This is a genomic window from Desulfosporomusa polytropa (genome assembly GCF_055380075.1).
On record NZ_AP042400.1, the window covers coordinates 4,852,303 to 4,872,836 of the forward strand.

Genomic DNA, 20,534 nt, shown 5'->3' on the forward strand with positions numbered 1-20,534 from the left:
GAACCGTTCTTTACCATCCCAGCCACTAGGCTAGACCGATGCCCGGAGGGTGTTTGGGTGCGATTTCAGCAATTGGACATTTTTCTAAACCGCATTCATCACTATAATCGCATTCAATCTCATCGACTTGGTAATGTGGTACAGCTTGGTTGGGGATAGATGTTTCGCGGTAAATGGCAATAATGCTGTGACGTTTTTTCAGATAAGGACAATCACCGGATAATAGCGTGGGTGCGCGTTTGCCCATAATATCACCTCCGTTCGATATTGCGTCTTACTTACAACCAGCATATAATAGAAAATATTAAATAAAAACATTTCCTGCCTGAGTATAGCAGTGTTGATAATGTTTGGGAGGTAATTACGATCGATTTCCAGGATATTACTTTGGCGCAAAAAGCCTTGTTTGATCAGTGTTTTAGGCAGCGCCGCTACGAGAATGCTCATTATAATTTCACTAATTTATTTATGTGGCGTAATCTATATTCTATAAAATGGGCAGAAATAGATGGCTACTTGGTTATTAAGGCCGGTCGCGACGAGAAACAGTTTATGCTTCAGCCATTTGGTCCTGATGCAGGGGTCGAAAGTGTTCTTGAGGAAATGGCTGCCTATTATGTAACTCATAACTTGGTGTTTAAACTATATGGAATCGAGAAATTTATGGTTGACATTCTCGAAAAATGGCGACCAGGGCAGTTTGCTATTACTGCTGACCGGGATAATTACGATTATGTTTATAATAGCAAGGATTTGATTGAATTAAAAGGCCGTAAATATCATAGTAAGAAAAATCATGTTAATAGTTTTCTCCGCAATTACAGCAACTATCAGTATATACCGCTAACACCGGAATGGGTGCCGCGTTGTGTGGAAACCCAAATAGAATGGTGTAAGAAAAAAGGCTGCGATGAGGACGCTCTGTTAAAGGGAGAACGAGACGCAATTATCGAGGTGCTTATTCATTGGAATGAGCTGAAGCTGACTGGCGGCTTAATTTATGTTGACGAAAAAGTCGAGGCCTTTAGCTTTGGTGAGCAGTTAAACAATGATACAGCGGTTATTCATGTCGAAAAGGCCAATGCGGATATTCGTGGTGTCTATCCGGTGATTAATCAACAATTCTGTGCTAACGCGTGGCAGCAGCTGCCTTATATCAACAGGGAAGAGGATATGGGACTAGAGGGTCTGCGCAAAGCTAAGGAATCGTATTGTCCAGTAAAAATGGTGGAAAAATATATTGCTACACTAAAATAGTGCTATAGTCAATCATTTCAATAAGGAGAAGGACGATCAAGATGGAAATTAAAGCAATTAAAAAACTAAAACTCTACGGTTTTAATAATCTTACCAAAACACTGAGCTTTAATATGTATGATATTTGTTATGCGAAGACTCCGCAGCATCGTCATTCTTATATTGAGTATATTGATGAGGAATATAGTGCCGAACGGTTGACCAATATTCTAACAGAAGTGGCTAATATAATTGGGGCTAATATCTTGAACATTGCCAAACAGGATTATGACCCGCAGGGTGCCAGTGTTACCATGCTGATTTCGGAGGAACCGGTCAACCAGCCGGGAGAACCTGTAACCAGCGAGGAGTGCGGAGAGTGCGAGATCAATGAGCTGAAACCGGATGCGGTTGTCTGCCACTTAGATAAGAGCCACATTACTGTCCACACCTATCCGGAAAGCCACCCGGATGAAGGTATCAGCACCTTTCGGGCAGATATTGATGTATCGACTTGCGGTCATATTTCGCCGCTCAAGGCCTTGAACTTTCTGATTAATACTTTCCAACCTGATATTACGGCCATTGATTACCGGGTGCGAGGTTTTACCCGCGATGTGAATGGCAAAAAGTATTTTATTGATCATAAAATAAATTCTATCCAAAACTATATTTCCAGCGAGAATCGGGACATGTACCAAATGATCGACGTTAATGTCTATCAGGAAAACATTTTTCACACCAAGATGTTGTTAAAGGAATTTGACCTGGATAACTACTTGTTTGGAACAGCCAAAAAGGAACTTATGGCTGGCGAGAAGAAAAAAATTAAACAGCGTCTCAAAAAGGAGATGGCTGAGATCTTTTATGGGAAAAATATTCCCAAAGTAAATTTGAAGTTATGAGTACATTAAAATCCCCCAATTGGGGGATTTTATTTTTATGAAACTATTATTACAACCCTTGCCTGTGCGTATTTTTCACTGGATTATGGCGGCGACTATTAGCTATCTTGTTTTATCAGGACTGTATCTACATGACCCGTGGGGAATGTTGCCTTATGGCGTAATGCGCAAAACACATACTATTGCCGGGATCATACTTGTTTTGAATTTATTGGGGCAGGTTTACTACTATCTTGCCACCGGTAAGTATACTGAACTGTTATTTACGCTGCATGATTTCCCCAACTTGCGCAGCTTTTTTCGGTATGCGTTGTTTATTACGGAGAATCACCCTAATTATGGGCGCTATAACCCGGGGCAAAAGGCGTTATTTACTAGCTGGGGACTGGTTACCCTGTTATCGGGAATTGCCGCGTTACCGTATTTTTTTCCAGCTTATGCTTCCTACCTCAGTCGGCCATTTGGCGGCCTTGGGGGAATACGAATTGTTTTTTACAGCATTACTATGTTTTTTTTGGCAACCATTCCGCTGCATGTGTATTTGGTGTTTACTGAAGACCCTGCCAAGCTGCAGGCGATGTTCTCAGGCTATATAAAAAAAGAGCCTAAAGTGAAGTAACCCTTTAATGTCATGTATCTGGATGTAAGGCTAGTATTGGTTGATGGATTTGAGTAGGACAGTGAGCATTTGGGGATTTCATCAGTGTGGTTAATACTTGCCGGCCAGTATCCATACCCTGGGCGCCGATTAATACAATAAGATCACCAGCAACAACATGACTAAGAGCTGCCGTGATCGCCGCAGGCAAAGTATTGGTGTAAGTATAGTCGGTTTTTAGGGTGTTGAGTGTTGTCTGAAAGGCTAGGCTCTCCTCCGGTGTTACTGTGTCAGCTGGACCGACCTGGTCGGCACTGTCGGTAATGATTAATGAAAATGGCAGTTTGCGCCGTACTCTGGCAAGGGCTGCGGCATTGGCGGCATTAATCGCCGGGCCGCGTTGACCGCGAATAGCATTAACAACAACAAGGCGTTGATAACGTAATGTGCTTATTGTATCAAATACAGCTTCAATACTGCCTGGATTTAGGGCCGTATCATCAACAACTATGAGTCCGTCTAGGTGGAAAATATCCATACGGCGTTCAACGCCCCGGAAATTAGCTAACGCTTGGGCAACATCTGCTGGTGAAATTCCGTGCAGCAGGGCAGCGGCGGTGGCAAGTAACGCATTTTCAATATTGTGGCGTCCGGGAATGGCTAGTGTCATAGCATATTGACTGGCAGGTAGTGGTTGGCCAGTGAGTGCGATTAATGGTTTGTTGATGGTAAGGGTAAAGCCACTGCCATAGCTTGTTAAATGGGTAATAGTGGCGCAAATATCGGCAGGACTATTGACCGCAGCGGTAATAAGGTTACCGGTAAAATGGGAAGTAATGACTTGACAATAGGGATTAGCGATATTGACAATCAAGGGCGTAGAGGGAGTGAGCAAGTTTAAGAACTTGGCTTTAGCCGCAAGATAACTGGCAAAATTACCATGGAAATCGAGGTGGTCGGCACAGAGATTGCTAAGTATGCCTGTGGAAAAATGAACATGAGCAACGCGATGCATTTCAACGCCTTGCGCGGATACCTCCATAGCGGCATGGGTAACTTTGTTGCTAAGCATCTGTGATAGATAGTGTTGAAGTGAAACCGCATCTGGTGTTGTTAGGGTACTGGGGATGGCGTTTTTTCCGGTATTGACCCGAACGGTGCCAATAAGTCCTGTCTGGAAGCCATTAAGGATAAAAATATGCTCAAGCAGGCAGGCAATGGTAGTTTTACCATTAGAACCAGTTATACCTACAAGGTTCAATTTGTGTGATGGATTTTTATAAAAGGCTGCAGCCAACTCAGACAAAGCCAGCCTGGCGTTAGCGACAACAAGGACTGGCATGCGTAACGGCGGCAGATGATTAGGGCAATCGCTTACAATAACCAGTGCGCCGCGGTCGGCGGCAGTTTGGGCGAAAGCATTGCCATCAATGGTACGTCCGCAGATAGCAACAAAAATATAGCCGGGTCGTACCATGTCCGAATGGCAGGTAATTCCCGTTGCTTTGCTAACCCAACTTTTTAATGCCTGCATAGCAGTTCCTCCTTGTCAGCCAATAAGATACTCCATGGTATTCCCATTACCGGCAGGAGGTGAACAAGATAAAAAAAGTTTTGCAATTTCCGCTACTTATGCTTGGTTTACTGCTAGCTCTTAACGCCGGTTGTGGTTTGAAAACACCTGCTCCCAAACCGGAAGTTCGACTAGTGGCAGAGAATGTTACGATTGAGGGTCAGTCTGTAGGCACCATGACGGCAGAAGAAGCTAGCAAAGTCTTGGCCAACTTGGCTAAGGCCAAAGATCTGCCAGCAGTAAATGCCGGCTTTGATCCCGACACCGGAAAGGTTATTCCCGAACGACCGGGTCAGCGTCTTGATGTTTCGGCTACGCTTAGCGAATTACTGGCGGCAGCGGCTGGCAGCAGAGTTATGCCAATATATCAGCAGTCGATCTCTGATATTACTGGAGACAAGCTGAGACGCAGCCAAAATCTGGGGAGTTATACTACCCGGATTTTGGATAATAGTCCGGGGCGGCTGGCGAATATTCGTCTGACAGCCAAACTGATTAATAATACAGTTCTTGAATCAGGGCAGGAGTTTTCCTTCAACAAGCTAACCGGCGAGCCGACGACCGCACGGGGCTTTCAGCCAGCAACGATATTTGGTGATAATGGGAATAAAGCCGAGGGAATTGGGGGCGGTATGTGTCAGGTGTCCTCCACTTTATACAATGCGGTATTGGCTGCCAACCTTACAGTTACTGAGCGCCATCCTCATTCCCAACCGGTAAATTATGTACCACCAGGCCGGGATGCCACTACTTATACAGATAAAGACTTGCGCTTTATTAATACCACACGCCATCGTCTGATAAGCCGCGTTTTCACCAATGCGGCGGGTTCTCAGCTAACAGTGGAATTATGGGGATTACCTGACGCATAAGCTTGAGAATCTCCAGCCATACTAAGTTTGAGGTGGGAGCGCATGAAAAACAAAACATGGAATACCGCACTAGTCATAGTAATTATGTTAGCATTCATCACGGGAGCGTATACACTACTCAGGCCTCCCGCCCAAAAACCAGCACCGGCCCCAATACCAGCACCGATTGAGCAGGCACCGGCTCCAATGCCGCCTGCACCTGTACCACAGCCGATTCCCGGTGTTGCGCCCTTTGATGCGGCCAAATATCCTAATGAACCGCAGGTAAGGGTCTATCTGGCCGATAAAGGCTCGATTGAGACTATGCCGCTAGAAAAGTATATAGAAGGGGTTATTGCCCAGGAGATGGAGCCGGATTGGCCGATAGAGGCCTTAGCGGCACAGGCGATTGCCTCGCGTACCCTGACGATCAGTGCTATTGAAGCTGGCACGATAAAGAAATTGCATAATGCTGATGTTAGTACGTCAAAAGACGAGCTTCAGGCTTTTGCTCCGCAAAAAGTCAACGACAGTGTGAAGCAGGCCGTAGCACGGACCCGCGGTGAAGTACTGTTATATGCTGGTGGACTTGTTAATGCTATTTATAGTTCCTGCAATGGGCAAATTGGTGCCACCAGAGAAGAAAGCTTTCCTAAGGAAATTTCCCACGATACCCCGTACTTCCAACCTGTTAAAGATAACTGTTTTACTTATGCCCCCAAAAATATAGAATCCTGGACAGTAAAAATTCCGGCTTCTGAGGTTGCTGCAGCTATCGGTTATAAGGGTAACCCGGTCGATATCCGCATTGTGGAGAAAGGGCCATCAGGGCGAATTCTCTATATTGGAGCTGGTGATAAAAAAATGTATGGCTCTGATTTTCGCCGGGCTGTCGGCTATGATACTCTTAAATCAACATTAGTTACAGAAATGAAGTATGAAGATGGTAACTTCATTTTTACAGGTAACGGCTGGGGAAATGGTGTTGGCTTATGCCAATGGGGGGCCTATACTTTTGCCAAAGAGGGTAAGCAGGCTGAAGATATTATTAAATATTATTATCCTGGTACTGAAGTGAAAAAATTGTGGCAATGATTTTTTAAAAATAGGTGAATTTTATAGTAATTTCTGCATACATTAATTACGCGAGGCAGTATGGCGGCTGCCTCCCGGGGACTGCGCCGCTTGTCTGGTACGCACGGACAGGCGGCGCAATTTATTTTTTTGATTTTTTTACGATATTGCTCTTATGAATATTGGCAATAGCTTTCGACTACGCTATAATAATAAAGTTAAGGTTCTGTGAAGGGATTGAGTTTGATCAAACAGGGTAATACCGATATCAGCCATGTGCTTATTTCTGTGAAAGGTTCACAACAGGATACTCATGGTGAAGCTGATACAATTGAATTATTTACACATGGGCGGCGGTATGCGAAAAATGGTGTCCACTATATCACGTATCAAGAAAGCGAAATCAGCGGGATGGAAGGTGCCACAACACTCTTAAAAGTGTACGCTGATTATGTTGTTTTGGTGCGTATGGGCGGCGTTGAACAGCGACAGGAATTTCGTAACGGGGAACGCTGCAGTTCTAGATATGTTACGCCTTATGGCACAATGGAAATGAGTATACATACAACCCAGTTGGCAATAACCCGTGCTGAGGATAATAGCCAGGTTACTGGAATACATATTGAGTACGAGCTGGAAATAGACGGACAGTGGCAAAGCGCGAATACGCTTACTGTCCTTGTACAGGGGGATAAGGAAAATGGACATTAAACAACAGCTGATTGCCGCCATTGGACAAGCAGCGACTAGGGCTGTAGCTGACGGTGTATTTGTTGCCGAGCATCTGCCTGAGATAGCACTGGAAGTGCCGCCGCAAAAAGAATTCGGTGATTACGCGACTAATTTCGCTATGCAGTCAGCCAAAGCGGCTAAGATGAATCCGCGGGTAATTGCCCAGGCTATTATTGATCGTCTTGATGAGCCATGGCTGGATAAAGCCTTGCTTGCCGGCCCTGGGTTTATTAACTTTTATCTTAAGTCAGATCTTCTTTACCAGGACTTGGCAGATATTTTGGTTGCCGGGGATAATTTTGGGCAGACTAACGCCGGGCAGGGGCAGCGGGTGCAGGTAGAGTTTGTCAGTGCTAACCCTACTGGACCGCTGCATGTTGGTCATGGCCGGGGAGCAGCAGTAGGCAGCGCCCTTGTTAATCTGCTCAGGACGGCTGGTTACCAGGTGGAGGCAGAATTTTATATAAATGATGCCGGCAACCAGATGGATAACCTAGCAGCTTCCGTCAACGCCCGGTACCTAGAACTTATGGGACAATCGGTTGCGTTTCCTGAAGATGGCTATCACGGCAAAGATATTATCGATACAGCGCAGCGAATTATTGATAAACATGGCGAAAAATATCTTAGTATGCCAGAGGGGGAGCGTCTGGCCGAGTTCAAGGAAGTGGGGCTGAAAGAAAAGCTGGCTGCCCTTAAAGAGGATTTGGAACAGTTTGGCGTTTTCTTTGACGTATGGTTTAGCGAACGCACGCTGCATGATAGCGGCGCTGTGGCCGCTACCTGTGAGTTCCTAAAAACCAATGGCAATATCTATGAGCAAGACGGGGCCTTGTGGCTAAAATCCACAGCGTATGGCGATGATAAAGATCGGGTGGTTATCCGCGATAACGGCATACCTACCTATCTTGCTGCTGATATTGCCTACCATCGCGATAAGTTTGCCCGTGGTTTCAACAAGGTTATTAATATCTGGGGTGCTGATCATCATGGCTACATTTGCCGGGTTAAGGCTGCTATCAATGCCATGGGATATAATGCGGATAATCTGGAAGTAATGATTTTACAGATGGTAAGCCTCTATCAAGATGGTCAACTTGTTAAGATGTCCAAACGGACAGGACAAGGCGTGACTTTGAGTGAACTTATTGAGGAAGTGGGCCGCGATGCCGCTCGGTATTTCTTCATTATGCGCTCAACTGACAGCCAGCTTGACTTTGATCTTGATTTAGCTAAATCTCATTCTAATGAGAATCCGGTGTATTATATTCAGTATGCTCATGCCCGAATATCCAGCATCTTTCGTCAAGTAGCAGAAGCGGGCCTGCCAATGCCGGCTGCTTGGGAGCAAGTTAAGCTGGAACTATTAACCGAGCAGGCAGAAATTGATTTAATTAAAAAAATGGCCAAGTTTCCAGAAGAGGTTGCTAGTGCCGCCTGTGAGCGTGCGCCGCACCGAATCGCCCGCTATGCGCATGAACTAGCCAGCCTGTTCCATACTTTTTACAATCAATGCCGGATTATTGGCGTTGAGCCTGAGGTGCAGGCCGCTCGGCTGGCTCTAGTGACAGCGGTAAGGTCAACGGTAAAACAATCACTTGGTATTTTGGGAGTGGCTGCTCCTGAAAAAATGTAAATCACTCACTCTCCAGGAATGTTTTATAGCAGTCGGGAGGAATTTACCTCTGGGTGTTGAATATAAAACGCGGATTGTTAAGTGCGGAGGTTAAAATTATGGCATATACTATTGATGAAGTCGATTCAGCATATCAAGTTTTAAAGGCAGCAGGACATCCGTTATACTACCGGGAGTTAATTGATCAAGCCATTGCCGTTAAGGGCGGTACAATGCGTGCATCAGCGCAGATTATTGCTGATGTTCATACCCGGATTAATTTGGACAGTCGGTTTGTGCACACAGGCAAAAGCATGTGGGGTCTAAACGAATGGTCACCACAGCGTATTAGTGTGCTCGAAACAGAAGAGCCGGCAGCAGCCCCGCAAGATATGCAAAGACGGGCCAAGCTGTTTGCTGCCATTCAACAGGATTTTGAAAATGAGGGTACTGCGAGTAGTGCTGAGCCTGATCATTTATTGGAAGGCGAAGCTGACTTAGATGAGGAAGAAACCGAAGAAAATGAGGCTTAGTTGAGCTAAGCAGCTACATGTAATTAACGGATAGAGAGCTTGGTTTTTTGGCAAATTAGGGTTGTCAACAGTTAATTGTGGGAAGTTAGTAGGAGGATTTTTAAATGGCTAAATATATTTTTGTTACAGGCGGCGTGGTATCTTCACTTGGGAAGGGAATCACGGCAGCATCACTTGGGCGTCTTTTGAAAAGCCGCGGGCTCAAAGTTACCATCCAGAAGTTTGACCCGTACATCAACTTTGATCCAGGGACCATGAGTCCTTATCAGCATGGCGAAGTATTTGTCACAGAAGACGGTGGCGAGACCGACCTTGACCTTGGCCATTATGAACGGTTTATTGATATTCACTTAAGCAAAAGCTCAAATGTCACAGCTGGCAAAATATATTGGTCAGTTATCAGCAAGGAGCGTAAAGGCGATTACTTGGGCAGCACGGTTCAGGTAATTCCCCATATTACCAACGAAATTAAAGAACGCATTTACCGGGTAGGCGAAGAAGACAATGCTGATGTTGTCATTACCGAAATCGGCGGTACTGTTGGCGATATTGAAAGTCAGCCATTTTTAGAAGCCATTCGCCAGGTTAAAAAGGAAGTAGGCAAGGGTGGTGTACTCTATATTCATGTTACCCTTGTACCCTACATCTCGGCAGCCGGTGAGCTTAAAACCAAGCCCACGCAGCACAGTGTAAAAGAACTGAGAAGTATTGGTATTCACCCTGATATCATTGTGTGCCGTACTGAGCATGAGATCTCGCAGGAGATGAAAGAAAAGCTAGCCTTATTCTGTGACATTGACTGTGATGCAGTCATCCAGAATAAAAATGCCGCCAGCATCTATGAGGTTCCACTGATGCTGGAAAAGGAAGGGCTTGACCGTATTGCTATGGAAAAGCTCAACCTGAAAGACACTGGAGCCGATATGACGCAGTGGAAACACATGGTGGATAAGATCATGAATCCACGGTATAGTGTGCAGATTGCTATTGTCGGTAAATATGTCGCCCTGCGGGATGCTTATATGAGTGTGTCAGAAGCTCTGCGCCATGGTGGTATTGCTAATGATACCGCAATTGAGATAAAATGGATTAACGCCGAAGATATTGAGGCGGAGGACACTGATCTAGCTGCATGTTTAGGCGATGTTGATGGTATCTTGGTGCCTGGTGGGTTTGGTGACCGTGGAATCGAAGGTAAGCTTAAGGCCATTCGCTATGCACGGGAGAATAAGGTGCCGTTCTTTGGCTTGTGTCTGGGCATGCAGACTGCCGTCATTGAATTTTCCCGTAATGTATGTGGCTTAACAGATGCGCATAGTACTGAGTTTAATCCAAATACAGCACACCCGGTCATCGACCTTATGCCTGAGCAGGTAGCGATCGAAGATAAGGGCGGCACCATGCGGCTTGGGGTGTATCCTTGTAAGGTTATGGAAGGTACATTGACCTATCAAGCGTATCAGGATGAGATTATTTATGAACGTCACCGCCACCGCTTTGAATTTAATAATGCATATCGTGAAAAACTTTCTCAGGCTGGCCTGGTTATTGGCGGTACTTTGCCGAACGGGCGCTTGGTTGAGATTGTCGAAATAAAAGATCATCCTTGGTTTGTAGGGACGCAATTCCACCCTGAATTTAAGTCGCGTCCGACCAACCCGCACCCACTGTTTAGAGATTTTGTTAAAGCGACGCTGGCAAATAAGCTGGGAAAGTAATAGTAAATGGGTATTATAATAAAAGAAAGCTGTTGGATGATCTCCAACAGCTTTCTTTTACAAACAAATACATAAGGAGGTAGGCTTATGTTTAAACGTTCAGTGGTACTTTTGCTGATTTTTATTATCGGCATATCCATGTTAGGAGCGCTATTTATTGCTCCCAAGGTGAAACAGAGTAAACTAGTCAGCCATGATAAAATTGCCATCGTTTACGTTGATGGTATGATTGTTGGTGGTCGCGGACAAGTTGGTTTATTTACCGAGGGCGGTGGTACAGATGCCCTTATCCGCCAACTTCATACTGCCCGCGATGATGAATCTGTTAAGGCCATCATCCTTAGAATTAACAGTCCTGGCGGTACGGTTCCTGCTTCCCAGGAAGTTGGCGAAGAGCTAAAGAAAATTCGCGCTACTGGCAAACCGGTCATTACTTCGATGGCTGACATGGCAGCGTCGGGCGGTTACTGGCTGGCGGCTTGCACTGATAAAATATATGCCAATCCTTCTACCATTACCGGGAGCCTTGGTGTATATATGCCGTATTCCAACTGGGAGGAATTATACAAAAAAATTGGAGTTAGTCAGGAAAAAATTAAAAGCGGCCCGCATAAAGATATCTTATCACCAGACCGCCAGCTGACTGAGGAAGAAAGGGCCATTATTCAAGTTATGGTTGATGATATGTATAACCAATTTGTTGAGGTCATTGCCGAGGGACGACATCTGGACCCGGCTAAAGTGCGTGAGTTGGCTGATGGCCGCATTTATACCGGCCGCCAGGCTAAAGAAGTAGGCCTTGTTGATGAATTAGGTAACATGTATGACGCAATTGACGGTGCTGCAAACATGGTGGGTCTTCAGGGGCGACCGGAAATTGTTGAATATGGCAAGCTCAACGCTATAGAAGCCTTATTAGGTGCGCAAGATACTCATAATCCCGATCAACTGATACTTAAGCGGCTTACGGAAATACTCTCTTCGGCCGGCCCGGCGGCCGTACCCCAGAGCTATTAAGGGGGGATTTGTATGGGTAATTTATTGGAAACTATTTATGATGTTTTATTCAACCCAAGGGCAGCAATGGAAACGATTGCTCAAAAAAAACTAACCGGGCAAGCATTGGTAATGTTTACCGTTGGTATGCTTGTCCCGGTGTGGGCAGTATATACGGGGATTAAAGGCGCGCCAGCGTTAGGCAGTATGTTTGTTTTGCACTTTATCGGCAGCCTGTTCTTTTGGGTAGTGGGCGCCTCAGTATTGAACTTTGTTGCTGAGTTGGCAGGTGGTCACGGAACCGCTGTCGGCCTGTTCGCGGCCTTAGGATTTTCCCACCTGCCGCGGGTGGCTGTAATACCGCTGGGAGTTATTGCCGCGCTGCTGCCAGATAACCTGCGAGGCATAGCTTTTGGATTCATCGGTTTGCTTGTAGTTATCTGGACTCTGTCACTGAGTGTAGCGGCTATTCGCGGTGCACATGGTTTATCTGGTGCTAAAGCCGTGCTTGTGCTCCTTGCTCCTCTGCTAGCGATAATTGGAGCAATTATCGCGGCTGTTATTTTTCTCGGCGCAGCCCTACTAGAATTCCCACTTCATTTTTAGCGAACCCGGTATAGGTAAATTTCCCAGACTGACCATCCTTCGCTAAAATGTTGTAAAAACTCAAGACCATTTTCCTGATAGTTTGTTATTTCGGCGGCGGATAAAATATATTCGCCGCCTAATTTTTTAAAAGCCTGGCTATCCAGTTCCAGATGATTGAGCTTTAATTGATAAGCCTTGCGTACCTGATAATACTCAAGCTCTGCGGGAAATAGGTAGCAGGTTATGCCCCAGTTATCAAAATAGTTTTGCCAAAACTGATTTTTGTCAAGTTCTTTGGCGATAATCTGGCGGAAAGCGTGTTTATAAGCAAGTGGGTAAATATTAAGTCGGCCGTCTAGGGTATAAAAGCCATGATACTGGGTTATGGCCGGATAAATGCCGATAGTCGCTATACGGTAGTCTTCTTTCGGACGGCCAATGTAGTTGTCTATTTTTTGAAATAGGCTGTCAGCAAAAAATTCGCCATAGCTAATATTTTCGTAAAGCCAACTGTTCTCGATAACTGAGATGCCTGCTTGCTTTTTTAAGACTAAGTCATACTCAATGTTATTGCCAAACAGAAAACCAAGCTGCAAAGTAATCAGAAGAACAGCTAGTATTTTGCCAATATAGCGGATATTAGCGATAACGGACAGGCATAAAGCAAAGATGGTATACCATAACAGTGGGTGCAGCCAATGAAAACGCTGGATTTGGAAGGAATTTAAAAAGCTGCTGCCTGCTACGGCTGAAATAAAGAATTCCGAATAGCGAAATCCGTAAAAAATTGATATACCGAGCGCGAGTGTCAATAACAGCACGATGCTTTTATATTCGCGTTTGTGTCGCCAGCCAGTAAGGAGTGCCAGCGGCACAGCGATACCGAGAATGTATTTATGCAGGCTAACCGCATGATACTGGCCATTCACTAAGTTTTCTACAATAAGCGATTGTACGCCGTGCCAGTCCCGGGCCTGTCCTAAGAGCAGACGGTTAATTTCCTCACGGCTTGATATAAAGCCTGAACTGAAGAAGGCATTATAAATCAGCCATATTTCGGTTATAACATACGAACAGGTTAAGAGAGCGATTGCTCCCCAAAATTTCGGGTGCGGTCGACGGTGCTGCCAGTAATCATAGCAGGCAGCCAGTCCTAGAACTGCCAAAATAAAGACACCGACAAGCGGCAGCGACGAATACAATGCAAAAATGACAATGATGAAAATAGTAACTGTCATTTTTCTATCATAATAGGCATTAAACATTGCATAGAATAGTAAGGGCTGTCCGGCGATTGACAGGCCATAGACAGTATAAAAGGGGAGGGTAGCAAACGAAGCGGCACCAGCCCAAGTCAACCAAGTCTGATGGTTAGCTGGCAGGACATAGTGCTTAAGCAAAAGATACATACCAACGAAAGCGGTAAGATGAACAAGTATGAGATTAATTAGGTAAGCGCGAAAAGGTGGCAGGATAAGGTAAAGCCAGGTAATAACATTAAATCCGCTAGGTAGACAACTGCGAGGCAGTTCTCCGAGCATCTGGTTGACGGTTCCGGTCAGTTCAAATACCTTACCGCTTTTAACAAGTACTAGCCAAGCGGTAATCCAGTCTAGGTTATCATTAATGGTAAAATGGGCGTTTTGCCGTAAAACAATAAAAGGCGTTACATAAGCCACTACCAGAAAGGAAAAAAATAAGGCCGCTTTATGGCTGGTAAACCAGGGTAACAACTTGCGTAGTACTAGTAGTTTATGTTGCATACAATTACCTCGCGAAGTGATTTCACTATAAAGTGTAGCACAACTTTGGTTAGTTTAGGAAGTATTTCACAGAAATTAGAAAAATCCGAAAAAATATTTCCTTAATTTTCCATAAATTAGCAGGAGAATTTTAATTGATTGCGAATAGTATCTACATCAAGGAGGAATAATTTAATTTTTCAATTAAAACTGCGAGAAAGTAAGGTGCATTACATGAGCAATTCCCAAGCAACCATTCTGGTAATTGACGACCAACCTGGGATTCGGAGATTGCTAACCGAGGTTCTCCAGGATGAAGGTTATCAAGTAATTACAGCCGCTAATGGCTACGAGGGTATACAGGCTGCACAAAGTGCCCATCCCAATGTCATTTTGATGGATATGAAGATGCCAGGCATGGATGGGATTACGGCGCTAAAAGAGCTTAAACGCCAAGGCCAGGGTGATCAGGTCATTATGATGACAGCTTATGGTGAGTTGGACATGGTAAATGAGGCCAGGGAAATCGGCATGCGCGATTATATCACCAAACCATTTGATATTATGTCTCTTTGCCAGATTATCCACGATAATATTGGTACTACTTTTGGTGATACTCGTCAGAGTATGATTGGCTAACATTCACGGTAGATAACCCCGGGGCAGAGATCCCCGGGGTTATTGTTGGCCGTTCACTTTTTACCTGTTGTTGCTAAGTTGTAGCAAGCAGGCAGGATTTTTTCCGCAGGTGGCGAAATACAGGAAGCAAAGGGGGGATATCCATGGTCATTAGCGCTGTCTCTACATTAGCGCTGTATTGTCCGCGATGCGGCAAAATTGAACTTCATAATGTCTCCCGGTTTGCTATCAATAACGCCGCATGTCAACTTGTTTGTAGCTGCGGTCAAGTACAAGGGGCTATATCTAGTGCGGGGCGGCGTCAATATCTGCTTGATATTCCTTGTGTAGTATGCGAAACCAATCATCTAATTTTTCTTGACAGCAACCTGTTTCGCCAGCCAAAAGCAAGTAAAATATATTGTGACCAGGCAAATTTGGAATTGGGTTTTGTCGGTAGTGCGGAAGCAATTGCCGCGACTATTGCTAGGCATAAGCAAGAAGTTGCTAGTCTGGCCAGTGAGATGGCCGGGCAATCCGACGGTTCAGAGGTAGAAAATTCACAAATTTTACTGGAGATTTTAAATAAAATTCATGATATTGCTGAGCAGGGGGGGGTATACTGCTCTTGTGGTAATACTGATGTTGAGGTTGATGTGCTTGTCGACGCTGTTGAACTCTCTTGTCCTCAGTGCGAAGGGAGACTGCTGATTTCAGCCAAGGATGAGCAAGATTTGGCGAGAATATCGGCTATGGGGGTTATTGAAATAGCTCCACTCAGGCGCACCAGCCGTAAGTGAATATGTTCGCTGCTATAGATAATAATGAGAAAAGGTGAGTGAGTTACCTGTGAAATTTTTTCTCGATACAGCTAATATTGGCGAAATCAAGGAAATTTTGCCAATAGGTATTGTGGCCGGAGTAACTACCAATCCATCGCTTATTGCTAAGGAAAAACAAGATATCAAGGAAGTAATCAAGGAAATTGCTTCACTAACACCGGGGCCAGTAAGTGCCGAGGTTATTGGAACTGAGTTTGAACAGATGTTGCCGGAAGCGCGTGAACTGGCCAAGCTGGGCGATAACGTGGTAATCAAGGTTCCGGTAACACTGGATGGTCTGAAAACAGCGAGTGCCTTGGCTGCTGAAGGGATTAGAACCAATGTAACTCTGATTTTTTCCGCAAATCAGGCACTATTAGCGGCGCGGGCAGGAGCTGCCTTTGTTAGTCCGTTTGTTGGTCGGCTTGATGATATTAGTCAGGACGGTATTGCTCTTATTAAGGATATAGCTGATATTTTTGCTATCCATGGTATTGAGACCGAAATTATTGCTGCCAGTATTCGTCATCCCCAGCATGTTACCCAGGCAGCGCTGGCCGGAGCGCATATTGCCACTGTTCCCGCCAAGGTAGTAAAGTCACTCTTATATCATCCACTGACAGATGCAGGTATTAAACGCTTTCTGGAGGATTGGCAAAAAGCCAATCTGTAAGATAATTTCGAGAGTTGCTTAACAGGCAATCTCAATGTAGAGATAAGCTCCGGGCAAGTGCCCGGTATAATTTTTCCAAGAATTAAGGAGATGTAGTATTATGGAACGTGAATTAGCATTGGAATTTGTACGGGTTACCGAGGCTGCCGCAGTTGCTTGCGGCCGGTGGATGGGACGTGGCGAAAAAATTGCCGCCGACCAGGCGGCTGTCGATGCGATGCGTGCTGCTTTCGATATCGTAAACATCAGTGGACGGGTAGTTATCGGCGAAGGTGAGATGGATGAAGCGCCGATGCTGTATATTGGAGAAGAAGTGGGACATGGCGGTCCGGCAGTGGATATTGCTGTCGATCCGCTGGAAGGTACTAACTTGGTAGCCAAAGGCTTGCCAGGCGCTATTGCTGTTTTGGCTATCGCTCCGCGCGGCCACCTGTTGCATGCGCCTGATATGTATATGGATAAGATTGTAGTCGGCCCGATGGCCAGAGGTAAAATCGACATCAACGCGCCAGTGGCTGAGAACCTTAAAGCAGTTGCCGCAGCACTTAGCCGCAAAGTGGAAGATATTACTGTAGTTATTCTTGACCGTCCACGGCATGCTGCTATTATTAAAGAAGCCCGTGATGCTGGGGCGAGGATTAAACTGATTACTGATGGTGATGTCTCTCCGGCGATCAATGCTGCTATTGAAGGCACCGGCGTACATATGCTTTTGGGAATCGGCGGTGCTCCCGAGGGCGTATTGGCTGCTGCTGCTGTAAAATGCCTGGGTGGCGATATGCAAGGCAGATTATGGCCGGAAGGCGATGCCGATATCGAACGGGCAAAAGCTATGGGGATTACTGATATAAATAAGGTTCTTACTTTAGATGAACTGGTTCAGGGGGATGATGTGATTTTTGCGGCAACAGCCATCACCCAGGGCGATCTTTTAAACGGAGTGCGCTACTTTGGCGGTGGTGCCCGCACTCATTCGCTTGTAATGCGCGGCACGACAGGTACTGTCCGGTTTGTTGACGCTATTCATAAGTTTGACAAAAAACCAATGCTCATTAAACGGGCATAGCTATTGTAAAAATCGGGATTGTTAATTTATAAATCGAGAGTGCTTCATTGTTGTGTTTGTAGTGCCTGCTGAGTATCGGGCTATGCAAGAGCAGCGAAGCATCTCGATTTTTTTTAATTATAGAGAATAATACTATCAGAAAAACAACATAATATATAGAACTTCAGAAAAATAATCCAAGTTATGCATATTTTATGGATTTGTCGCTTATGCTAATACTGGGGATAGTTCATGCTAACAGTTTGTATTACAAGCTGTTAGTCAAAATTAGACCAGTAGCGAGGTGATGTATGTGCATCTGCCGAAATGCACGGCTAGACAATGGGCTTATCTGGGGGGGGTTGCACTTTTAGCCGGTATCTGGGCTTCCCCTGGCGGACCCAAGCCACTGATGACAGAAGCTATCAAGGTTCCGCCTGCAACCGAGCAACCACTTGTGGAAGCGTCAGCACCATTGCCGCAAGCTATGGCAATTAGACGCTACGTTGTGCAACCTGGAGATACCTTATCAGGGATAGCCCAGCACTATGATATTGATGTAGAGACCTTGATGGCAGCAAATCCTAATAGTAGTGACCTTATTCACCCCGGTGATCAGTTGATTATATTGCCCACAAAAGGCGTTGTTCACCAGGTAAATGCCGGTGATACCTTATGGGATATTGCTCATACATATGGTATACAGGTGGAAACAATTAAATCAGCCAATGCTAAGCCGAGTGATCAGGTAGCTGTTGGTGAACAGCTTTTTATTCCTGGCGCACGCTGGGGCAGGGCTGATACGGCGGTAGCGCGGGCCTCAGCTAGCCGCTTTATTTGGCCAACCAAAGGAGAAATATCGTCCGCTTTTGGCTGGCGGTGGGGACGGCTTCATGCTGGTGTCGATATTGCTAATGATATTGGTACTTATGTTATGTCTGCGCGGGCTGGCCGGGTGATTTGGGCCGGCTGGCGGGGCGGCTATGGTTATGCCATAATGATTGATCATGGCGGCGGCTATGTAAGTTTATATGGGCATTTGGATGACTATTTTGTTGAGAAGGGGCAATATGTGCGGGCTGGTCAGCGCATTGCTTCTATGGGCAGTACAGGTAACTCAACAGGACCGCATCTGCATTTTGAAATTCAAAAAGATGGCCAGCCGGTCGACCCGATGGAATTTTTGCCGTAAAAAAAGAGAAGGCCACGTCGCATGTAATGTGACGTGGCCTTCTCTTTTTTACTCTTACGATTTGGGCTTTTCAATAGGCTGTTTAATAGCTTCTAGGTGTTGTAATGTAGCATCATGATATGGCCAGGCTGCATCGCTCATGATCTTATCTGCCGGGGCAGTGACGGCAGGAATACTAGTTGTATCAGCATGGGAAAGGAACCAACTTTTTCCTATCTTTTCAAAGGTTAGGTCGGTTTTACTGATGCTGCTGCCGAACTTGCCAGGGGTAGCGGCTGTAATGCCAAATTTGCCGTGAGTGGCAGCTGCAATACCGTTTACTTCTAAGCCCTCATTTTTGATAATAATGATGGCATCAACCTTGTTGCCAATTTTTTTGGTGATAGCCTCAATGGCAGCTTGTTGGTCAGTAAATTTGAGATCGGCAGACTCAGGAGTATCTGGTTGGACAGTTGATGCCCCAATAATGCCAATGCGGATTATCTCTTTCTTTTTGTCTTTGCCGACATTAAGTTCCTTAATGATATAGGGTTTAATGGCTGACAAGGCTTTACTTGAGGTACGGGCATTAGCTGACAATAGGGGGAAGTGGGCCAACGGTAGTGTTTTCGCTAAGTAGGCTGAGCCATAGGCAAGCTCCCCTTGACCAAGCACTACCGCATCATAACCTAGATTGTTATACATGGCGAACATTGGATTAGGCAGCTTAGACGGCGTTGTTGCAAAATAGTCGGTCAAAGCAGAACCTGAAAGCATGTTGCCGCCATCAACTAAGATGGTATAAGGGTTACTTTGGCGTTGCTCTTTTATCAGGCTGGCGACTTTTACCAGACCAAATTCAGCCGTTCTGGGAAATTTATAATCCCAGTCAATAATATGGCCGTTAACCCTAGCTGTGGCCATTAGTGTTACTTTAACTGGTGCTGGCGGTAATTCAGGTTGTTTCGTTTTTGCCAGCGCCAGGGCTGGTAAGCACCAGATAACGATTAGCGCCAATGCTACTAGGCGCAATAACGATTTACAAGATTTCTGCAAGGCTATCCCTCCCAAATTACTATATATTCCGCAGCAAGAAGTTTGCAGGCGCAGGTAGGTGATGCATTGCCAACACACCACCTACCTGCAAAAATCTTTAACACGTTGTATATAGTTTAGTATTTTTACTAATTTCGCTGTTCATGCAATTTTTTCCTGTCGCCAAATGACTTATGAAACGAAAAAAATACCAGGGAAAGCCCTGTTGTATACACAACCGTTTTTTCGGGGAATAATAAGTATATGCCTGACGTCGTACTTATGCAAAAATACACGGAGTACAGGCTACTATTGCGAGGAAAAACATGGCCTATATTATTGCCATTCTTATGGCTGGGTTGAGCTTTTTGCTTAACCGCCTCTTCCTGCGTTATCTCGGGCCAGTAAGTATTATTAGTGCCGGTCCGGTCGCTGAGGAAGCGGCCAAAACGCTGTTTGCTTATTATTTGGGAGCTGACCTTATTACGGTACATGCGGTATTTGGTATTATTGAGGCTGGCTATGATTGGCAGCAGGGTAGTAAGGAGGGAATTGCCGCACCACTGTTAAGTATTGCCGGGCATAGTATGTTCGGAGCAGGTAGTGCCGGTGTTCTCTTACTGACAGGTAGTCTGTGGCTGTGTTTAGCTGCTGGCATTGCGTTGCATTTGGCCTACAATGTTACCATTGTACGGCTATTAGCGAATAAAACTGCTAACAATTCAAGAAAGAGGGATAATCCATGAAAATTTTCTATACTTGTGAATATTGTGGGGAACCGATTGATACATTAGAAGTAGAAGCAGTAGATGAGGCTAAATTTGGTTTTGATTGCTTGACTGACCAGGAACGTCAAGATATAATTAAGATTGATACTACGCAAAATGCTATCTATGTAAAATCACTATGTGATACCTGCATAACTGCTATAGGAATGGATGATACCATTGGAATAGGTATGTCAGCCATTAATAAAGGGTATATTCACTAATTCTTGGCGCTATATTTTT

The 20,534-nt window shown here is 45.2% G+C and carries 22 protein-coding genes; 18 read left to right on the plus strand and 4 right to left on the minus strand.

The window, feature by feature from the left end; all coding sequences use genetic code 11:
* Window positions 1–25 precede the first annotated feature (25 nt).
* Window positions 26–247: a hypothetical protein gene (locus ACZ449_RS24330; protein WP_464258624.1), complete on the minus strand. Its 222-nt coding sequence runs from the start codon at window positions 245–247 to the stop codon at window positions 26–28.
* A gap of 140 nt (window positions 248–387) precedes the next feature.
* Here ACZ449_RS24330 and ACZ449_RS24335 point away from each other — a divergent pair, with 140 nt between their 5' ends.
* The 3 genes from ACZ449_RS24335 to ACZ449_RS24345 are packed head-to-tail and all read left to right on the plus strand — an operon-like array spanning window position 388 to window position 2,760.
* A complete protein-coding gene (locus ACZ449_RS24335) occupies window positions 388–1,257 on the plus strand; it encodes a DUF2156 domain-containing protein (protein ID WP_464258625.1) in 870 nt (289 codons plus the stop codon).
* Between the two features lie 41 nt (window positions 1,258–1,298).
* A complete protein-coding gene (gene speD, locus ACZ449_RS24340; RefSeq protein WP_464258626.1) occupies window positions 1,299–2,141 on the plus strand; it encodes an adenosylmethionine decarboxylase in 843 nt (280 codons plus the stop codon).
* A gap of 37 nt (window positions 2,142–2,178) precedes the next feature.
* Window positions 2,179–2,760 (plus strand): cytochrome b/b6 domain-containing protein, encoded by a 582-nt coding sequence (locus tag ACZ449_RS24345; RefSeq protein WP_464258627.1) that lies wholly within the window; start codon window positions 2,179–2,181, stop codon window positions 2,758–2,760.
* Window positions 2,761–2,770: 10 nt separating this feature from the next.
* Here the strand turns inward: ACZ449_RS24345 and ACZ449_RS24350 are convergent, their stop codons facing one another.
* On the minus strand, window positions 2,771–4,273 hold the full coding sequence (locus ACZ449_RS24350) for a Mur ligase family protein (RefSeq protein ID WP_464258628.1): 1,503 nt from the start codon (window positions 4,271–4,273) through the stop codon (window positions 2,771–2,773).
* 59 nt (window positions 4,274–4,332) lie between these two features.
* Between ACZ449_RS24350 and ACZ449_RS24355 the strand changes: the two genes are divergently transcribed.
* The 8 genes from ACZ449_RS24355 (at window position 4,333) to ACZ449_RS24390 (ending at window position 12,437) form a co-directional block, all read left to right on the plus strand.
* Window positions 4,333–5,184, plus strand: a complete 852-nt coding sequence (locus ACZ449_RS24355; protein WP_464258629.1) for a VanW family protein — start codon at window positions 4,333–4,335, stop codon at window positions 5,182–5,184.
* A gap of 42 nt (window positions 5,185–5,226) precedes the next feature.
* Window positions 5,227–6,258 carry a SpoIID/LytB domain-containing protein gene (locus ACZ449_RS24360; protein WP_464258630.1) on the plus strand — a complete coding sequence of 344 codons (1,032 nt, stop codon included), beginning with the start codon at window positions 5,227–5,229 and terminating at the stop codon, window positions 6,256–6,258.
* Window positions 6,259–6,480: 222 nt separating this feature from the next.
* On the plus strand, window positions 6,481–6,948 hold the full coding sequence (locus ACZ449_RS24365) for a YwiB family protein (protein ID WP_464258631.1): 468 nt from the start codon (window positions 6,481–6,483) through the stop codon (window positions 6,946–6,948).
* Window positions 6,938–8,605 carry an arginine--tRNA ligase gene (gene argS / locus ACZ449_RS24370; RefSeq protein ID WP_464258632.1) on the plus strand — a complete coding sequence of 556 codons (1,668 nt, stop codon included), beginning with the start codon at window positions 6,938–6,940 and terminating at the stop codon, window positions 8,603–8,605. Before ACZ449_RS24365 ends, argS begins: the two co-directional genes overlap by 11 nt.
* A 98-nt stretch (window positions 8,606–8,703) precedes the next feature.
* The gene (rpoE, locus tag ACZ449_RS24375; RefSeq protein WP_464258633.1) at window positions 8,704–9,117 is read left to right on the plus strand and encodes a DNA-directed RNA polymerase subunit delta; all 414 of its coding nucleotides are present in this window, start codon (window positions 8,704–8,706) and stop codon (window positions 9,115–9,117) included.
* A 104-nt stretch (window positions 9,118–9,221) separates the two neighbouring features.
* Complete coding sequence (locus ACZ449_RS24380) at window positions 9,222–10,835, plus strand: CTP synthase (RefSeq protein WP_464258634.1); 1,614 nt, start codon at window positions 9,222–9,224, stop codon at window positions 10,833–10,835.
* 87 nt (window positions 10,836–10,922) lie between these two features.
* Complete coding sequence (gene sppA, locus ACZ449_RS24385; RefSeq protein ID WP_464258635.1) at window positions 10,923–11,852, plus strand: signal peptide peptidase SppA; 930 nt, start codon at window positions 10,923–10,925, stop codon at window positions 11,850–11,852.
* A 12-nt stretch (window positions 11,853–11,864) separates the two neighbouring features.
* On the plus strand, window positions 11,865–12,437 hold the full coding sequence (locus ACZ449_RS24390; protein ID WP_464258636.1) for a Yip1 family protein: 573 nt from the start codon (window positions 11,865–11,867) through the stop codon (window positions 12,435–12,437).
* Here ACZ449_RS24390 and ACZ449_RS24395 read toward each other — a convergent pair.
* A complete protein-coding gene (locus ACZ449_RS24395; RefSeq protein WP_464258637.1) occupies window positions 12,434–14,182 on the minus strand; it encodes a DUF6044 family protein in 1,749 nt (582 codons plus the stop codon). The genes ACZ449_RS24390 and ACZ449_RS24395 overlap by 4 nt on opposite strands.
* A gap of 213 nt (window positions 14,183–14,395) precedes the next feature.
* Between ACZ449_RS24395 and ACZ449_RS24400 the strand changes: the two genes are divergently transcribed.
* The 5 genes from ACZ449_RS24400 to ACZ449_RS24420 all read left to right on the plus strand — a co-directional run bounded on the left by ACZ449_RS24400 (window position 14,396) and on the right by ACZ449_RS24420 (window position 18,510).
* Window positions 14,396–14,800 (plus strand): response regulator, encoded by a 405-nt coding sequence (locus ACZ449_RS24400; protein ID WP_464258638.1) that lies wholly within the window; start codon window positions 14,396–14,398, stop codon window positions 14,798–14,800.
* 143 nt (window positions 14,801–14,943) lie between these two features.
* On the plus strand, window positions 14,944–15,579 hold the full coding sequence (locus tag ACZ449_RS24405) for a hypothetical protein (RefSeq protein ID WP_464258639.1): 636 nt from the start codon (window positions 14,944–14,946) through the stop codon (window positions 15,577–15,579).
* A gap of 49 nt (window positions 15,580–15,628) precedes the next feature.
* A complete protein-coding gene (gene fsa, locus ACZ449_RS24410) occupies window positions 15,629–16,273 on the plus strand; it encodes a fructose-6-phosphate aldolase (protein WP_464258640.1) in 645 nt (214 codons plus the stop codon).
* Between the two features lie 100 nt (window positions 16,274–16,373).
* Window positions 16,374–17,339 (plus strand): class II fructose-bisphosphatase, encoded by a 966-nt coding sequence (glpX, locus tag ACZ449_RS24415; protein ID WP_464258641.1) that lies wholly within the window; start codon window positions 16,374–16,376, stop codon window positions 17,337–17,339.
* 292 nt (window positions 17,340–17,631) lie between these two features.
* Entirely contained in the window at window positions 17,632–18,510 is an 879-nt protein-coding gene (locus tag ACZ449_RS24420) for a peptidoglycan DD-metalloendopeptidase family protein (protein WP_464258642.1), read from the plus strand.
* A gap of 54 nt (window positions 18,511–18,564) precedes the next feature.
* Here ACZ449_RS24420 and ACZ449_RS24425 read toward each other — a convergent pair whose 3' ends face one another.
* Window positions 18,565–19,545: a bifunctional UDP-sugar hydrolase/5'-nucleotidase gene (locus ACZ449_RS24425; protein ID WP_464258643.1), complete on the minus strand. Its 981-nt coding sequence runs from the start codon at window positions 19,543–19,545 to the stop codon at window positions 18,565–18,567.
* Between the two features lie 305 nt (window positions 19,546–19,850).
* Between ACZ449_RS24425 and ACZ449_RS24430 the strand changes: the two genes are divergently transcribed.
* Together ACZ449_RS24430 and ACZ449_RS24435 are read left to right on the plus strand one after the other, a co-directional pair.
* Complete coding sequence (locus ACZ449_RS24430) at window positions 19,851–20,270, plus strand: hypothetical protein (protein WP_464258644.1); 420 nt, start codon at window positions 19,851–19,853, stop codon at window positions 20,268–20,270.
* Window positions 20,267–20,515, plus strand: a complete 249-nt coding sequence (locus ACZ449_RS24435) for an anti-sigma-F factor Fin (protein ID WP_464258646.1) — start codon at window positions 20,267–20,269, stop codon at window positions 20,513–20,515. Before ACZ449_RS24430 ends, ACZ449_RS24435 begins: the two co-directional genes overlap by 4 nt.
* Window positions 20,516–20,534 lie beyond the last annotated feature (19 nt).

Bases quoted from the DNA above. Each gene is read 5' to 3' on its own strand.
- ACZ449_RS24430 (WP_464258644.1), top strand. From the start codon at position 19,851: ATGGCCTATATTATTGCCATTCTTATGGCTGGGTTGAGCTTTTTGCTT.
- ACZ449_RS24405 (WP_464258639.1), top strand. From the start codon at position 14,944: ATGGTCATTAGCGCTGTCTCTACATTAGCGCTGTATTGTCCGCGATGC.
- rpoE (WP_464258633.1), top strand. From the start codon at position 8,704: ATGGCATATACTATTGATGAAGTCGATTCAGCATATCAAGTTTTAAAG.
- ACZ449_RS24400 (WP_464258638.1), top strand. From the start codon at position 14,396: ATGAGCAATTCCCAAGCAACCATTCTGGTAATTGACGACCAACCTGGG.
- ACZ449_RS24360 (WP_464258630.1), top strand. From the start codon at position 5,227: ATGAAAAACAAAACATGGAATACCGCACTAGTCATAGTAATTATGTTA.
- ACZ449_RS24345 (WP_464258627.1), top strand. From the start codon at position 2,179: ATGAAACTATTATTACAACCCTTGCCTGTGCGTATTTTTCACTGGATT.
- ACZ449_RS24330 (WP_464258624.1), bottom strand. From the start codon at position 247: ATGGGCAAACGCGCACCCACGCTATTATCCGGTGATTGTCCTTATCTG.
- ACZ449_RS24395 (WP_464258637.1), bottom strand. From the start codon at position 14,182: ATGCAACATAAACTACTAGTACTACGCAAGTTGTTACCCTGGTTTACC.
- argS (WP_464258632.1), top strand. From the start codon at position 6,938: ATGGACATTAAACAACAGCTGATTGCCGCCATTGGACAAGCAGCGACT.
- ACZ449_RS24390 (WP_464258636.1), top strand. From the start codon at position 11,865: ATGGGTAATTTATTGGAAACTATTTATGATGTTTTATTCAACCCAAGG.
- ACZ449_RS24380 (WP_464258634.1), top strand. From the start codon at position 9,222: ATGGCTAAATATATTTTTGTTACAGGCGGCGTGGTATCTTCACTTGGG.
- ACZ449_RS24435 (WP_464258646.1), top strand. From the start codon at position 20,267: ATGAAAATTTTCTATACTTGTGAATATTGTGGGGAACCGATTGATACA.
- ACZ449_RS24350 (WP_464258628.1), bottom strand. From the start codon at position 4,273: ATGCAGGCATTAAAAAGTTGGGTTAGCAAAGCAACGGGAATTACCTGC.
- speD (WP_464258626.1), top strand. From the start codon at position 1,299: ATGGAAATTAAAGCAATTAAAAAACTAAAACTCTACGGTTTTAATAAT.
- glpX (WP_464258641.1), top strand. From the start codon at position 16,374: ATGGAACGTGAATTAGCATTGGAATTTGTACGGGTTACCGAGGCTGCC.
- sppA (WP_464258635.1), top strand. From the start codon at position 10,923: ATGTTTAAACGTTCAGTGGTACTTTTGCTGATTTTTATTATCGGCATA.